Origin of the sequence: Alkaliflexus imshenetskii DSM 15055, assembly GCF_000517065.1 — a bacterium.
In the GTDB taxonomy this organism is placed as follows: Bacteria; Bacteroidota; Bacteroidia; order Bacteroidales; family Marinilabiliaceae; genus Alkaliflexus; species Alkaliflexus imshenetskii.
Genome location: NZ_KI912105.1, coordinates 184,283 through 198,912, shown reverse-complemented (window position 1 = coordinate 198,912; position 14,630 = coordinate 184,283). Strand labels below are relative to the sequence as shown.

Annotated in this window: 14 protein-coding genes; 7 read left to right on the top strand and 7 right to left on the bottom strand. The window is 41.1% G+C overall.

What is annotated here, in order from left to right; genetic code table 11:
• Positions 1–36 precede the first annotated feature (36 nt).
• Positions 37–648 (top strand): fumarylacetoacetate hydrolase family protein, encoded by a 612-nt coding sequence (locus tag ALKIM_RS0100895; protein ID WP_026473025.1) that lies wholly within the window; start codon positions 37–39, stop codon positions 646–648.
• Positions 649–726: 78 nt separating this feature from the next.
• Here ALKIM_RS0100895 and ALKIM_RS0100890 read toward each other — a convergent pair whose 3' ends face one another.
• From ALKIM_RS0100890 to ALKIM_RS0100865, 5 genes are all read right to left on the bottom strand, one after another.
• Positions 727–1,035: a heavy-metal-associated domain-containing protein gene (locus tag ALKIM_RS0100890; protein WP_026473024.1), complete on the bottom strand. Its 309-nt coding sequence runs from the start codon at positions 1,033–1,035 to the stop codon at positions 727–729.
• 60 nt (positions 1,036–1,095) lie between these two features.
• A complete protein-coding gene (locus ALKIM_RS0100885; RefSeq protein ID WP_044117659.1) occupies positions 1,096–3,339 on the bottom strand; it encodes a TonB-dependent receptor in 2,244 nt (747 codons plus the stop codon).
• A gap of 68 nt (positions 3,340–3,407) precedes the next feature.
• The gene (locus ALKIM_RS19715; protein WP_157363682.1) at positions 3,408–3,896 is read right to left on the bottom strand and encodes a hypothetical protein; all 489 of its coding nucleotides are present in this window, start codon (positions 3,894–3,896) and stop codon (positions 3,408–3,410) included.
• Positions 3,897–4,087: 191 nt separating this feature from the next.
• Entirely contained in the window at positions 4,088–4,315 is a 228-nt protein-coding gene (locus ALKIM_RS0100875) for a hypothetical protein (protein WP_026473021.1), read from the bottom strand.
• Positions 4,316–4,536: 221 nt separating this feature from the next.
• A complete protein-coding gene (locus ALKIM_RS0100865; protein WP_026473020.1) occupies positions 4,537–5,937 on the bottom strand; it encodes an NfeD family protein in 1,401 nt (466 codons plus the stop codon).
• A 154-nt stretch (positions 5,938–6,091) separates the two neighbouring features.
• On the opposite strand from ALKIM_RS0100865, the gene purB reads away from it, so the two are divergent.
• The 3 genes from purB (at position 6,092) to ALKIM_RS17120 (ending at position 10,054) form a co-directional block, all read left to right on the top strand.
• Entirely contained in the window at positions 6,092–7,447 is a 1,356-nt protein-coding gene (purB, locus tag ALKIM_RS0100860) for an adenylosuccinate lyase (RefSeq protein ID WP_026473019.1), read from the top strand.
• 21 nt (positions 7,448–7,468) lie between these two features.
• The gene (locus tag ALKIM_RS0100855; protein ID WP_026473018.1) at positions 7,469–9,295 is read left to right on the top strand and encodes an ABC transporter ATP-binding protein; all 1,827 of its coding nucleotides are present in this window, start codon (positions 7,469–7,471) and stop codon (positions 9,293–9,295) included.
• 84 nt (positions 9,296–9,379) lie between these two features.
• Positions 9,380–10,054 carry a hypothetical protein gene (locus ALKIM_RS17120; RefSeq protein ID WP_052345182.1) on the top strand — a complete coding sequence of 225 codons (675 nt, stop codon included), beginning with the start codon at positions 9,380–9,382 and terminating at the stop codon, positions 10,052–10,054.
• Here the strand turns inward: ALKIM_RS17120 and ALKIM_RS0100845 are convergent.
• Entirely contained in the window at positions 10,045–10,773 is a 729-nt protein-coding gene (locus ALKIM_RS0100845) for a (Fe-S)-binding protein (protein ID WP_026473017.1), read from the bottom strand. The two genes, ALKIM_RS17120 and ALKIM_RS0100845, sit on opposite strands and share 10 nt — an antisense overlap.
• Before the next feature lie 131 nt (positions 10,774–10,904).
• Here ALKIM_RS0100845 and ALKIM_RS0100840 point away from each other — a divergent pair, with 131 nt between their 5' ends.
• Positions 10,905–11,249, top strand: coding sequence for a T9SS type A sorting domain-containing protein (locus ALKIM_RS0100840; RefSeq protein WP_157363680.1), 345 nt, complete (start codon positions 10,905–10,907; stop codon positions 11,247–11,249).
• A gap of 12 nt (positions 11,250–11,261) precedes the next feature.
• Here ALKIM_RS0100840 and ALKIM_RS0100835 read toward each other — a convergent pair whose 3' ends face one another.
• Positions 11,262–11,651 carry a methionine-R-sulfoxide reductase gene (locus ALKIM_RS0100835; RefSeq protein ID WP_052345629.1) on the bottom strand — a complete coding sequence of 130 codons (390 nt, stop codon included), beginning with the start codon at positions 11,649–11,651 and terminating at the stop codon, positions 11,262–11,264.
• An 846-nt stretch (positions 11,652–12,497) separates the two neighbouring features.
• On the opposite strand from ALKIM_RS0100835, the gene ALKIM_RS0100825 reads away from it, so the two are divergent.
• The gene (locus tag ALKIM_RS0100825) at positions 12,498–13,370 is read left to right on the top strand and encodes an electron transfer flavoprotein subunit beta/FixA family protein (protein ID WP_026473014.1); all 873 of its coding nucleotides are present in this window, start codon (positions 12,498–12,500) and stop codon (positions 13,368–13,370) included.
• Between the two features lie 126 nt (positions 13,371–13,496).
• On the top strand, positions 13,497–14,516 hold the full coding sequence (locus ALKIM_RS0100820) for an electron transfer flavoprotein subunit alpha/FixB family protein (protein WP_026473013.1): 1,020 nt from the start codon (positions 13,497–13,499) through the stop codon (positions 14,514–14,516).
• Positions 14,517–14,630: the final 114 nt, after the last annotated feature.

Here is a 14,630-nt window from a genome sequence, read left to right as displayed (position 1 = left end):
TCATTGGCTTTTTGTATCTTTTAAAATAATGTGTGTATGAAGATATTATGCATTGGGCGCAATTACGAAGAACACGCCAAAGAGTTAAAAAATCCGCTTCCTCCTGAGCCGGTTGTATTTTCGAAACCCGATTCGGCAATTTTACGCAACAATTCACCGTTTTATCTGCCCGATTTTGCCAAAGATTTTCATCATGAGGTGGAATTGGTAATTAAAATAAGCCGTTTGGGTAAGAACATTGAGGCGCAGTATGCGCATAGATATTATGATGAAATTGGTTTGGGCATAGATTTTACCGCACGCGATTTACAGGATGAATTAAGGGGGAAAGGGTTGCCGTGGGAAAAATGCAAAGCTTTTGATGGCTCAGCAGTTATTTCCGGTTTTGTGGCCAAGGAAAAGTATACTGATTTAAATAACATCAATTTTAGTCTTCTGGTAAATGGTCAACCCCGGCAAATGGGCAATAGCAGAGATATGATTTTTAACGTTGATCAAATCATCTCACATGTGTCGCGTTATTTTACGCTTAAAATCGGTGATTTGATATATACCGGAACTCCTGCAGGGGTAGGGCCTGTTGCAATTGGCGACAGATTACAAGGCTATATCGAAGAAGAGCTGTTCTTTGATTTTCTGGTGAAATAGAACAGTACCCATCACGTATAATAAAATTAAAGCGTCACAAAATCTAAGGTTAGTTTTGTGACGCTCTTTTTTTTGTTGCTAATTTGTCTCTTCCTCTTTCTTTATCTCTGATACTTCGTAACCCAAGTCTTTCAGCTTCTTTTCAATCACATCTTTCGATAAGCGATCGGGGCGGTAGATTACTGCTACGGTTTGATTTTCTATACTAAATTGTAAATCTCTTACTCCACGTGTGAAAGCAAGTTCTTTTGTGATTTTATCAACACATTTCTGACAATCAATGTTAACAGAATATTCTGTTGTTACCGGTTTGCGGTCATTGCTTTGGGCATGCAATGAGATAACTGAAAAGCCTAAAAAAGCAATGATTAAGGTGATGAGTTTCATAATGCTTGTTTTATGTTTGTTTATAATTGATTTTAATAGAGTTTTACTGTTACAATATAATTATCCACGGTCTATACTGAATCTGAATCCGAAATAGAATTTGCGTCCCATAAGGGGACCCCAAATCAGCGAACTGTCAAAATTGTTGCCAAAAGGAGAAGCGGCATCAATGATAGGCTCATTCTGTGTATAGTTTCCGATGTTTTCAACTCCTGCGTAGAAACTCCAGTTTCTATAATAACGGGTTAATTGTGCGTTGTGGATCTGATATGCACTAAAGTGCTCCGGTCTTCTTGTCTCCACGGTTGGGTTTCCTGCTGTTGTGGGGATTCGTCCAGGTCCGTTAAACTGGGTTGTAAAGTCAATTTGCCAGCGGGGCAGGGGAGTGGCGTATGAAAAGTTTAACATTCCCTTGTATTTGCTTTGAAGTGCTTTTCGTTGCAGCGATTCATTGGTTGTAACTTTCACATCATTTATCCTCCAGGCTGCAACCATATCCATCCCCCTGAAGATTTCCATGGATGCCTCAGCCTGGAAAACATTTGAGTAGGATTTGCCATCCAGATTGTAAAAGTAAACCTCACGTGTGTCTCTATCGAGATCCATTATGAGTTGATTGATAAAACTGGTGCGATAGTACTCCAGATTTAAAGTCATCTCGCGATGGCCAATATGAATGTAATTGGTAAGATTTACCCCATAGTTCCAGCCTTCTTCCAACGTAATGTTATCCGATATAATTATGCTTCGCGAAGTGGCCAGCAGAGGGTTGTTTTCTGCCAGTGCATTTGGGGTGCGGTAACCTTTTCCTCCCGAAAGTCTGATTACGAAATGTTCATCGGGGTTGTATCTCACGTGAACTCTCGGTGTGAAAAATGAACCGTACAAATTGTGATTATCACCCCTCAAACCTGCAAGAAATGTAAGTTTCTCAGGAATTGTATAGGTATATTGAAAATAGGCTCCGGCGATGTGTTCGGTTCGACTGCCGTCAGGAATTGACATGTTGCTCACATCGCCTGTAAGCGATTCTGCAAGGTCATCATAGATATAACTTATGCCGGTAGTGTATTTATGCTTTTCCGCATCCGAAATATAGGAGGAGAGGATGAGGTTACCCATAAAGTAGTTTTGAGTAGCATCATAATACTTTCTTCCGTAAAGAGATTCCTGTTCGTGACGAGTAAAGTTGGTTACAATGGCCACGCTTTTATCTTCATCGTTTTCAAAAGTGTATCCGGTTTTAAAAAAGGACTCCAGATTTTTTGAATCAACAATGATTCCATACGCATCTTGAGCGAATGGATCTGCATTGCGATTAAACACTTTTTGGCCACCCGTGCGGTCTTCCTGTAAAACTTTGACGCCAAATTGTGTGAACAGATGGCTGTTGGGTCTAAAATCCCATCTACTCATAAAAGTGTTGCGCCGTGTCACAGGCTCATCCAGAAAACCATCGTTGTTATGGTCATTTTTAACTGCATCGGCCGATGAATGGGCAAGGATGGCAGTGCGCCATTTTTCGCCAAGGTTAAAGCCGGTGTTCACATTTGACTCCCAACGGCCGCTTGAACTCGCAAATCCGTTCACAAACAGCGCTTCCGATGTGGCCGGTTTTTTATATTGTACGTTTATCTGGCCTGTTAGTGATTCATAACCATTGGTAACTGATGCCGCTCCCTTTGATACCTGTATGGATTCCATCCATGGCCCGGGTACGAAGTCCAGACCATACACAGAAGACAATCCTCTGCTTGTGTGCATATTTTCGGTAAGCATCTGAACGTAAGTTCCGGATAAGCCCAGTAGTTGAATCTGTTTCGCACCGGTTGCCGCATCTGTGTATGACACATCCACCGATGCGTTGGTTTCAAAACTTTCGGCCAGGCTGCAACAGGCTGCTTTACACAATTCTGCTCCGGTTATCTCAATTGTGGTGATAGGGTTTAGTCTGGATATGTGTGCGCCAGGTTGTCGGGCTGCAATGGTTACTTCATTCAGCAATTTGTCCTGTGAGAGGTTTATTTCGTATGCTAGCCCCGGACGAGTGATGTGTATGGTGTCAGACTCAAATCCGACGAAACTTACCACTAGTTTTGAGTTCTGTCCTGTCCATGGGAGTTGGAAACGACCCTCTTCGTTGGTTGAAATGCCAATGGTTGTTCCCGACCAATATACGTTTGCGCCTGCTATAGGCTCCCGATTGTCGTTTTTTAGTTCATACACCAAACCACCCACGGTGTTTTGTGCCGATATTCCGGTTATTATAAAGAGTAATAGCTGTAATATTATTAATAGTCTCATCTGTAGTATGATTATGATAAAAAAATGCGATTTAATACTCCAAAAAAAAGAAGCAGGAAATCAATTTATCATAATCTATATACGGAGTGCAGAATTAGCCTTTCAGCGCCCGATAAAGCTACTGGCGGAGAGAGGTTGCCACTGTTTGTGAATAGCGGGTATTCTGAAATTTCATTATATACAAAAGATGCCGGTATGAGCGCAATATTGATTATTGTTGGCTCTGGAATCCATTTTGAGAAAAGGGAAAAAGTAAATGGTACCTCAAATTTTTTCAGATCCACATCACAATCGGGGTGATGTTCTCCATTTGTATGCATACAACTGCATGTTGCCTCTGCCGAAGAGTGGCAAGCGTTGTTAGTATTGTCATGCGCTGCACAGCTACACGTAAAATGGTTGTGGTGGTTTGGGTTGGGAATTATGAGAAATGCTGTCTCCTTCTCGTGACATTCGCAGCCCTGACAATTGTGATGAATGAGTGCAAAGCCAAGCGTAGCCGGTATAAGAAACACCAGCAATCCAACGGATAGTATCGCATTAAGCTTTGTTTTCACAATTATGTTTTATTTCATTTCCTGTCCCCCATTGATGGGGGTTTTCATCTTACAAAGGTAATGAATATTTAAAAGTCTTTTTATAACGAGGCTGTTAAAGTTAGGTTAATGATTTTAGGTGCTTTAAAATATAACAGGCAGATGCAACCTGGTTACACCTGCCTGACTTTAAGTTAATGGTTTGTCTTCATCTAGTAAAGGTCATCGTCCTCATCTTCATTGTTGACCATGTCGTTTTCATAATAATCGTCAAAATCATTATCCGATGCATATTCGTCCTCCACGTCATCCATTTCATCATAAATGGATGGTTTCTTGGATCTCTTCTGTTTTGATAGCTTTACCCCCGACTTTCTTAGAGTATCCTCATCCTGATAAAGGACGCCGGAATTCTTCTTGGGAAGCTTTTTTCCTTTCATTTTTTTATTCCTCCTTTAGTTAAAAAATGGATTGAAATCACGGCTGAAAAATACGAAATTTTCGATTTTTCCAATAATGGAAGAAGCAAATTTCGCATTTTTTTTATTTATTGCCCAAAATTTCTCAAATCGCACCTTATCTCTTATCACTTAGTAGATTGTATGTGGCCTTGCAATTTTTTTTCGTCCAGTTCTAACAAATAGTTGCCAACAAGGTTCTATTATTGATGCTTTCTAACGTTTAGCTGACCTGAACTGAATCCGGTTACCAAAATTTTCTCATCTTTGTCCACAAATCCTTCCACTGCACGCGCATCATAAGTTTCATCGTTAATGGTTACTTTTCCCGATGGCCGCAATACGGTGGCTGTTATCCCCGACTTACCCACCAGATTTTTCATGCTCGAATCCACACTTACATATCCCAATTCAAGGTCTTGAGAGGTTGTTAACGCAATTTTTGATACTGGTCCATTTTCTGAGCCAACCAGTTTGTTACTTAAATATATCATTACAATAAAACCGCCAAATATGCCGCCCATTACTGTTAGAAAAGCTTCCATAAAGGCACTGGTGTCCACATTTGAGAAATCAAAAACTACGTTGTCGAGCATGCTTAAAACGAGGCCGGTGACGGCAAATACAATCCCCGTGACACCTGCAACCCCAAAGCCCGGCAGCACAAATATCTCAACTGCAATGAGCAGAATACCGACTGTAAAGAGGATTATCTCCCAGTTGGCAGCCAGCCCATCAATATATAATGGCGCAAAATACAAGATGGCAGCCAACAATGCTGCCGCAATGGGGAAGCCAATGCCGGGAGTTTGCATTTCAAAATAGATGCCACCCAAAATCACCAGAATTAAAAATCCTCTGAGTATGGGACTTGTAAGAAATCCTTTTATGTTATCGTAGAAAGTAGCTTTAAACGAAACTATTTTAGCATTTTCAATTCCGAGTTGCTCAAGCACATCTTCCATATTCTTCGCAATGCCATCGCAAAATCCGTTTTCCAATGCTTCGAGGGCGGTAAACGTAAGAACCTGGTCCTTCTCAATAATCCCAGGTATTTCAACACGCTCATCAACCATTGCTTCAGCAATTCTTGGGTCACGAATCCATTTTACAATGGTATCATTGCCAACAATCAGGGTGTCTTTTCCGTGTGCTTCGGCTGTTGCCCTAATGGTTGAACGCATATACGACTGGTATTTGTCGGGCATCTCTTCGCCGGATTGGTTCACAACGGTTGCTGCCCCTATGTTTGCGCCGGGACGCATGAATATTTTGTTACAGGCAATTGAAATCAATGCGCCGGCGCTGGCTGCATTGTTATCAATAAATACATGAACAGGGATCTGGCTGTTGAGTATTTTTGTGCGCATGGAGTCGGCAAACACAACCTCTCCGCCATAGGTATTCAGGTGGATGATAATCACTTCGGCATTTAATTCTTCTGCTTCAGCAAAAGCTCTTTGCGTGTGTACCCAGGTGGTGCTGTTGATGTTGCTGAAAATTGGTAGTCGATACACAATAGGCCTTTCATTGGCATCTGTATTCCGGGCCATCAGGCTCATCATTATTGTTAAAACTATTACAGTTGCTAAGAATCTTTTCATGTGAGTGTGTGTCAGTTTTAGTTGTATCAAAAATAGTGATTTTTACGCATCTCCCTGCACAAACTTGTAGTTGAAACGCTAATATTAGGCGTTGAAATAAAAAGTTAATCGATGCAATTTTACTACCTTTGCCGTTCATTTCAATTTTAATATCATGCTCGACATACAATTACTTACCGCCATTTCTCCTATTGATGGTCGTTACCGTAACAAAGTGGACGGCCTGGCGCTCTATTTTTCTGAATATGCTCTTATTCGTTACCGTGTGATGGTAGAGGTGGAGTATTTTATTGCGTTATGTGACTTGCCTTTAAATCAGTTACAAGGTTTTGAGAAGCGTAAATATGACGCTTTACGCAAGATTTACAAAGAGTTTAAACTGGAGGATGCAGAGCGGGTAAAAAGTATCGAGGCTGTTACTAATCACGATGTTAAAGCGGTTGAGTACTTTATAAAAGAGCAGTTTGATGCCATTGGATTGGATGCATATAAAGAGTTTATCCATTTTGGTCTTACCTCTCAGGATATAAACAATACAGCGGTACCAGCCTCTCTTCGGGATGCCGTTCACGATGTCTATTATCCTTTGCTCGAAGAGCTAATTGGTCAGTTGGATCAAATGGCTTCTGACTGGCGCGACATACCTATGCTGTCGAAGACACACGGACAACCAGCTTCACCTACCCGGTTGGGAAAAGAGTTGAAAGTATTCGTAGAGCGACTCAATACCCAGCTTGCTTTGTTGAAGAGTATTCCCATTTCGGGTAAATTTGGCGGTGCTACAGGTAACTTTAATGCCCACCATGCTGCCTATCCTGAGGTTGACTGGGCGGCTTTCGGCAATAAATTCCTGAACGAGCATCTTAAGCTTGAGCGTGAGCAACTTACTACACAAATAAGCAATTACGATAATCTGGCAGCAACGTTCGATAATTTTAAGCGCATCAATACCATTATGATTGATTTGTGCAGAGACTTTTGGACATACATCATGATGGAGTATTTTAAGCAGCAGATTAAGAAAGGTGAAGTAGGTTCAAGTGCCATGCCGCACAAAGTTAATCCTATAGATTTTGAGAATGCGGAAGGTAATTTGGGTATAGCCAATGCGGTGTTTGAACACCTGGCGTCGAAGCTGCCTGTTTCCCGTTTGCAGCGTGACCTTACTGATAGTACTGTCCTTCGAAACATTGGTGTTCCGATTGGTCATACCGTACTTTCAATCAAATCCATTCAGAAAGGACTCAGTAAACTATTGCTTAATGAAAGCGCCATCAAACAGGATTTGGAAGATAACTGGGCAGTGGTTGCTGAGGGCATACAAACAATCCTGCGGCGTGAAGGGTATCCAAATCCCTACGAAGCCTTGAAGGAACTTACACGCACAAATAGCGTGATTAATGCCCGCTCGATAGCTGAATTTGTTGAAACACTGGCTGTTTCTGATTCGGTAAAGGAGGAGTTGCGGATGTTAACCCCGCATACTTATACCGGAATTAATTTATATTGATTTATTTATTGTATTTTATTGATGACTGATTTTCTGAAAATCGCCTTAAGGTTTATACCACCGTACAAGCACTTGCTTGCGCTGAACTTTCTGTTTAACCTGCTGTCGGCACTATTTGCCGTGTTCTCCGTGGCACTTATGGTGCCCATGCTTGAAATTATTCTGATGCAGGATAGCGAAGTGTATGCCTTAATGCCTTGGGCTATGGATTTTTCATCGCTTAAGAATAACCTTTATTATTATATAACGCTTTTAAAATCGCAATACGGCCCCGGTTGGTCGCTGCTTTTTGTAGGTGTTTTTCTTGTATTTGGTACATTCTTAAAGGTAGCAGCGGCCTATTTGGCTTCGTACACAAGTGTAGGTATCCGTAATGGTGTTGTTCGGGATTTACGTCAACTTATTTACGATAAAATCATCAGATTGCCCATGGGCTTCTTTAGTGAAGAGCGTAAAGGCGATATCATCGCCCGTTCAACCGGAGATGTTCAGGAAGTTGAGAACTCAATTATGTCGTCGTTGGATATGTTTCTTAAAAATCCGGTACTTATTCTGGTGTTTTTAACTACTATGCTCATTTTTAGTTACCAGCTGACAATCTTTGTTCTCGTGATATTACCATTTGCTGGATTTATCATTGGTAAAGTTGGTAAAAGTCTCAAGAAGAGCTCCATGTTGGGACAGAATAAAATGGGAGACATTCTGGGCGTTTTGGAAGAGACGCTTTCCGGTTTGCGCATCATCAAGGCCTTTAATGCCGAAAACCGCATGAATACACGTTTTGATGGTGAAATTAACAGCTATCGTCTTATCATGAATAAGTTGATGCGGCGAAGAGATTTGGCTCATCCCATGAGTGAATTTTTGGGAACCATCGTGATTGTACTTGTCGTATGGTTTGGAGGCACATTGATTTTGAATGCCGAAAGTGGGTTACAGCCAGCAGCTTTTCTGGCCTATATCGGAATTTTCTATCAGGTAATAAATCCTGCCAAAGCGTTTTCGCATGCATTGTTTAGCATACAAAAAGGATTGGCAGCCTATGAACGCATTGAGCGTATTCTGGATGCAGAAATCACCATCAAAGAGGTTGAAAACCCGCTCGAGATTAAAACACTTGACCACAGCATTGAATATAAAAATGTGACCTTTGCTTATGGTGAGCGCGACGTGCTTAAAAATGTAAGCATACACATACCCAAAGGCAAAACCATTGCGCTTGTTGGACAGTCAGGGAGCGGCAAGTCCACATTCGTGGATCTGCTGCCGCGTTTCTATGACATTCAGGGGGGTGAGATTCTGATTGACGGAATCGACATCCGACAATTCAAGATTCATGATTTACGTGGTTTGATGGGCAATGTTAATCAGGAAGCCATCTTATTTAACGACACCATATACAACAACATTATTTTTGGTGTAGATTCCGCAACACCCGAACAGGTTGAGGCAGCAGCTAAGATTGCCAATGCACATCAGTTTATCATGGAGACATCACATGGGTATGACACGGTGATTGGCGACCGCGGCGGAAAACTTTCAGGTGGACAGCGTCAGCGGTTGAGCATTGCCAGAGCCGTGCTGAAAAATCCACCCATTTTAATTCTTGACGAGGCCACGTCTGCTTTGGATACAGAATCTGAGCTTCTGGTGCAACAAGCGCTCGAAAATCTTATGGCAAACCGCACGTCCATTGTCATTGCCCACCGATTGTCAACGGTTCGCAATGCAGATTTGATATGTGTTTTCCACGAAGGGGAGATTGTTGAAACAGGTACGCACAGCGAATTGATACAGCATGATGGCATCTATCGAAAACTGCATAGTCTTCAGATAAGGGAATCTTAATTGTTTTTAACGCTAAAATGGCTTATTATTTGAGGTTTGTAACCATCGGCAATTAATTGTCGTATGAATTACAAAAGATGAGATATGAGGCGTTTGGCGATAAATTCACTATTTCTATACTTCCTTTTTACAGTTGTTGGTGTCAATCTCTGGGCAAAGGCACTCCCTGGGGGCGATGGCTCAGAATACGACTCAACTTTTCCTGCATCGTGGCACATACCGGATAAATATGCTGCACCGCTTGAAAAAATTGCAGATAATCTCTATTTCTTGCATGATCAACGGATAAAAGCCCGCAGTTCGCGCATTAATACAACCATGAATGTTCGCCCTACGCTTGGTTCTTTACTGTTTCGAAGCAGAGAAAACCGCAAGTATATCATTCGGGTTAATAATCGCGATGATTTTAATGGCGTTTATTATCATGATGTTCCTTTAAACGCGCAAGTTGGTTTGTGGGCACATGAAATGATGCACATAAAGGATTTCTCAGAACGAGGTTTTTTTGGTGTTTTGGCGCGAGGATGGCAATATCTTTCAAAACGCGGTAAAATGCGCTTTGAGCATGAGATTGATCAAATGGTTATAAATGCTGGTTTTAGACATTATCTCTTTCTTTGGGCCACATTTGTACTAGATGAATCCGAGGCCAGCGAATCTTACAAAGATTATAAGCGAAAGATTTATCTATCCCCGGCTGATATTATGATTGATTTTGACGATGATGGTTTGTTGGATGAGTCAACAGGTTATTTATAAAGAGTCGCAGCCAGCACATCAGCCAAATGAAGCGTTTGGATTGGCAGTTTGTTATTGTCGATGTAACTTTTGATGTTGATTAGGCACGATGCTTCTGATGATACGATGTATTCTGCGCCTGTTTTTAATGCATTTGCAACTTTTTGCTCAGCCATGGCTATGGATAGTGCGGTGTATTTTACCATAAAGGTTCCACCAAAGCCGCAACAGGTTTCGGTTTCTTCCATTTCAACAAGCTCAATGTCTTTAATGCTGTTTAACAACTTACGAGGTTCACTTTTCAATCCATACTCTCTTAATGCCGAACACCCATCGTGATAAGTCACCCTGTGCGGAAAACTGGCGTCTGTATCTGTGTAGTGAATATGATTTACCAGGAAGTCCGATAATTCGATTACATTTTTTTTGATGCGCTCCAGGTTTGCTAGCTGCGCTTCATCATGTTTAAATAGCTTAGGGTAATGGTTTCGGATAAAAGCGGCACATGATGCTGAAGGAACTATTATTGGCCGGTTGTGGGGAAAGTCGTGGATAAATTTTTCTGCCATTTCTTTTGTTTGTGGCCAAAAGCCACTGTTAAACGTGGGTTGTCCACAGCAGGCATGTGAAGGGTTATATGCCACATCAATATTTGCTTTCTTCAGAATTTTGACAACGCTCCAGGCAGTATCAGGTAAAATATGGTTTATAAAACAAGGGATGAACAAGTCGACTGTCATGGCCGTAAATTTTGTAACCCCAAAAATAGAAAAATGGAATTGTTTTTGTGTGATATTATTTTTTTAAGTAGCTTTTTGTAACCTTTAATTCATATTTTTGTATTAAGTCATAGAATACAACAGTTATCAGAATGAATCATTCTTTTCAAATAAGAGTCTCTATGTTTTTGGCTATGCTTTTTATCGGATTTGTATCCGGCAACAGCATGGCTGGTGGTTTTGATGATAACCAACCAGCACCATCAGTGTATGTAGATGGCTTTAATTCTGAGATTGTTATCGAAAATCAGGTAGATAAAGACTTTTCTGTACAGGTGTTTGATTTAACCGGTAAAGAGATTTCCAGAACTGATGTATCAGATGGCTCTTTTATTGTTCGCATAAAAACTGCTCAGTTAAAGCGCGGTATTTATCTTATTCGACTGACACCTGTAGCCAATGCTCCTTCGGCCACATTCAAAATAATGCTTCGTTAGAAGTTGACTATCCTACTTTTGCTGTTTCAGTTCATTTGCAGGGATGAAAATAAGTGAAATACTGTTTACGCAGTGTCTGATGTTTTTCGTTGTAAAGCCTTCACCGGCAAATACGTGCCCCAAGTGTCCACCGCAAGCAGAACAGATAATTTCAGTGCGGCGGCCGTCAGCATCCGGAACGCGGGTAACAGCCCCTTTAATTTCATCATCAAAAGATGGCCATCCACAATGTGCATCAAATTTATCCTTACTTCTGTATAGATGTGTGCCACACTGTTTACATGCATATACTCCGGTTTCAGTGTGAAGATAGAACTCACCCGTAAAAGGACGTTCAGTGCCTTTATGAATGATAACTCTTTTCTCTTCCGGGGTTAAATCTCTCAATTTTATCTGATTCATAGTTTTATTGCTCTTTTGGTCATGCTGTTTATGGGCATTACCGGTTATCCCTAAAGTAATTGTCAAGATGACTATTATTGACAATATGAATAGTGTAGTCTTCATAAGCGATGTTTAAGTCATAGTTGTGTAGCTTTTGTATATCGGTCTCCTCCCAAAACCAATAGTCTTACCAAGACTCATCGGCAAAAGTGTATTTCATTAGTCTAATAGCTCTATCTGGAAGCAATTACCACTTCTAAGTTTTTCTATGGCAGAATCAAGTCTCTTCTCATCCGTCTTTGATGCTAATTCATGCTTAGTTGCAGCTAATGAATTATGTTCATCAATCGACATGTCCGCTAATCCAGCAACAAAATGTGTAGTGTCAATAGGATGAACTGCTTGCATCTTTAGCCCCTTCACAACAAAGTATGCCGAACATATAATATTAAGGTTTAAATAAATGAGTTGACAGGCTCTGAAAGCATTTAAAAGTCCAATATTGATGCATTAATCATTTTGAGTAAAACAACGAATTTATTAGTTTGTTGTGATGCGCTTAGTTAAAGTATGTAAGTGTCAACACAGGGAAATGATTGTATTTTTTGTTTAGTTTGATTCTAAATTAATCGTTGAAATCCGACTCGTTTTCGTTAAAACTTGAAGAATATTTATAATAAATATGAAATGCAACTCTTTGTGATTTTGGTTTTTAGCATTTGTTAAATATGGTGTATTTCTAAGTTAAGGTTGTTGTGTAATGGATAAATTGTTGTATAACAGTATATTTATCGGGTTGTGTAAGTCGGCAGTTTTTCTATATTTGTGGGTCTTCTACAAACAAACGAACTTAAAATTTTTAAAATGGGATTAAAAATTATTGTTCTTGCGAAACAGGTGCCTGATACCCGTAATGTTGGCAAAGATGCGATGAAGGCCGATGGTACGGTAAATAGGGCAGCTCTGCCTGCTATTTTCAATCCGGAGGATTTAAATGCTCTGGAGCAAGCGCTTCGCCTGAAAGAAAAGTATAAAGGTACAACCATTACCCTCTTAACGATGGGGCCCGGAAGGGCAGCTGATATAATCCGTGAAGGACTTTTTCGCGGAGCCGATGATGGCTATCTGTTAACCGATCGAGCCTTTGCAGGTTCTGATACGCTAGCCACATCCTATGCACTTGCATGCGCCATTCGAAAAATAAAGTCCTTTGATTTAATTATTGCCGGGCGCCAGGCCATTGATGGTGATACGGCTCAGGTGGGGCCTCAGGTTGCGGAGAAGTTAAATTTGCCACAGGTAACTTATGCAGAAGAGGTTCTTAAAGCTGAAAAAGGGAAGATTCAAATTAAACGCAGGTTAGAAAGAGGCGTTGAAACAGTAGAATCACCGCTTCCATGCGTTATAACCGTGAACTCTTCTGCTGCGCCTTGTCGCCCACGTGCTGCCAAGCTTCTGATGAAATATAAGCACGCACGCACCATGTCTGAACGTCAAACTCAGGCAGAAGATTACATCGATATGTCGGCAGACAGGCCATATCTGAACATTCAGGAATGGAGCGTAAACGATGTGGAAACAGACTCGAAGTGGTTAGGACTATCAGGCTCTCCTACCAAAGTAAAAACCATTGAGAATGTAGTTTTTCAAGCCAAAGAATCGAAAGTATTGACTTCATCCGATAAAGATATTGAAGAGTTAATTAAGGAACTGATAGTTAACCATACAATTGGTTAGGAACCTGAGATTGATCCTAATATTTTTTCAATTAACGTAACCGGTAAAACCAAATATAATCTTCACATTATTTAGATAGTGAGGCTTCAGAAACAGGACAAAACCGGATAAAGAAATAGAATACTCATGAACAACGTATTTGTTATATGTGAAATGGATGAAGGCAAAGTGGCTGATGTGAGTCTTGAATTGCTCACTAAAGGCCGCACCCTCGCCAATACGCTCAACTGTAAGCTGGAAGCTATTGTGTTGGGCCACAAACTTAAAGGTGTTGAGACACAAATCTTCCCATTTGGTGCCGATGTGGTGCATATTGGTGATGACCCCCGACTCGACCCATATACAACACTGCCACATGCTGCCATAGTGAATGGCGTTTTCGGGGAGTTAAAACCTCAGATAGGGCTTTTGGGTGCTACCACAATGGGGCGTGATTTAGGTCCCCGCGTGTCGTCAGCATTGGTGAGCGGACTAACTGCCGACTGTACTGCGCTCGAAATTGGCGATCACGAGGATAAAAAGGCAGGTAAGGTTTACAAAAATCTTCTCTATCAAATTCGTCCCGCTTTTGGTGGAAATATTGTTGCAACCATTATAAACCCCGACTGTCGTCCGCAGATGGCCACTGTTCGTGAGGGCGTGATGAAGAAAGAGATATACGACCCAAACTATAAAGGTGTTGTCCGTTTAATCGATGTAAACGCATATCTTAAGGATGAACATCTGGTGGTGAAGGTGATTGAACGCCACATGGAAAAAAGCCGCGTAAACATTAAAAATTCATCTATAATAGTATCGGGCGGATATGGCATGGGTTCAAAAGAGAACTTCCAGGTGCTGTATGATTTGGCTGAAGTGATTGGCGCAGAGGTTGGTGCTTCACGTGCAGCTGTAGATGCCGGATATGCCGACCACGACCGACAGGTTGGACAAACCGGTATTACTGTGCGCCCAAAACTTTACATAGCTTGCGGAATCTCAGGGCAAATTCAGCATACTGCCGGGATGGAAGAGTCTTCGATGGTAATAGCCATTAACAATGACCCGGGCGCTCCCATCAATAAAATTGCCGATTATGTAATTACCGGTGATGTGATGGAGATCATTCCTAAGATGATCAAATATTATAAAAAGAACAGCAAATAGAAAGTTGTTCGGTAAAACAGATGTTGTATAACGGATTGGTTCAATCAATCCCCAACAATAAAAAAAATGGCTAATTTTTTCACAGATAACCCAGATTTACTTTTTCATCTGCAA

Excerpts from the sequence above, each read along its gene's own strand:
- ALKIM_RS0100845 (WP_026473017.1), bottom strand. The coding sequence starts at position 10,773 with ATGACAGTCGACTTGTTCATCCCTTGTTTTATAAACCATATTTTACCT.
- ALKIM_RS0100855 (WP_026473018.1), top strand. The coding sequence starts at position 7,469 with ATGACTGATTTTCTGAAAATCGCCTTAAGGTTTATACCACCGTACAAG.
- ALKIM_RS0100840 (WP_157363680.1), top strand. The coding sequence starts at position 10,905 with ATGAATCATTCTTTTCAAATAAGAGTCTCTATGTTTTTGGCTATGCTT.
- ALKIM_RS0100885 (WP_044117659.1), bottom strand. The coding sequence starts at position 3,339 with ATGAGACTATTAATAATATTACAGCTATTACTCTTTATAATAACCGGA.
- ALKIM_RS0100895 (WP_026473025.1), top strand. The coding sequence starts at position 37 with ATGAAGATATTATGCATTGGGCGCAATTACGAAGAACACGCCAAAGAG.
- ALKIM_RS17120 (WP_052345182.1), top strand. The coding sequence starts at position 9,380 with ATGAGGCGTTTGGCGATAAATTCACTATTTCTATACTTCCTTTTTACA.
- ALKIM_RS0100865 (WP_026473020.1), bottom strand. The coding sequence starts at position 5,937 with ATGAAAAGATTCTTAGCAACTGTAATAGTTTTAACAATAATGATGAGC.
- purB (WP_026473019.1), top strand. The coding sequence starts at position 6,092 with ATGCTCGACATACAATTACTTACCGCCATTTCTCCTATTGATGGTCGT.
- ALKIM_RS0100875 (WP_026473021.1), bottom strand. The coding sequence starts at position 4,315 with ATGAAAGGAAAAAAGCTTCCCAAGAAGAATTCCGGCGTCCTTTATCAG.
- ALKIM_RS0100820 (WP_026473013.1), top strand. The coding sequence starts at position 13,497 with ATGAACAACGTATTTGTTATATGTGAAATGGATGAAGGCAAAGTGGCT.
- ALKIM_RS0100825 (WP_026473014.1), top strand. The coding sequence starts at position 12,498 with ATGGGATTAAAAATTATTGTTCTTGCGAAACAGGTGCCTGATACCCGT.
- ALKIM_RS0100835 (WP_052345629.1), bottom strand. The coding sequence starts at position 11,651 with ATGAATCAGATAAAATTGAGAGATTTAACCCCGGAAGAGAAAAGAGTT.
- ALKIM_RS0100890 (WP_026473024.1), bottom strand. The coding sequence starts at position 1,035 with ATGAAACTCATCACCTTAATCATTGCTTTTTTAGGCTTTTCAGTTATC.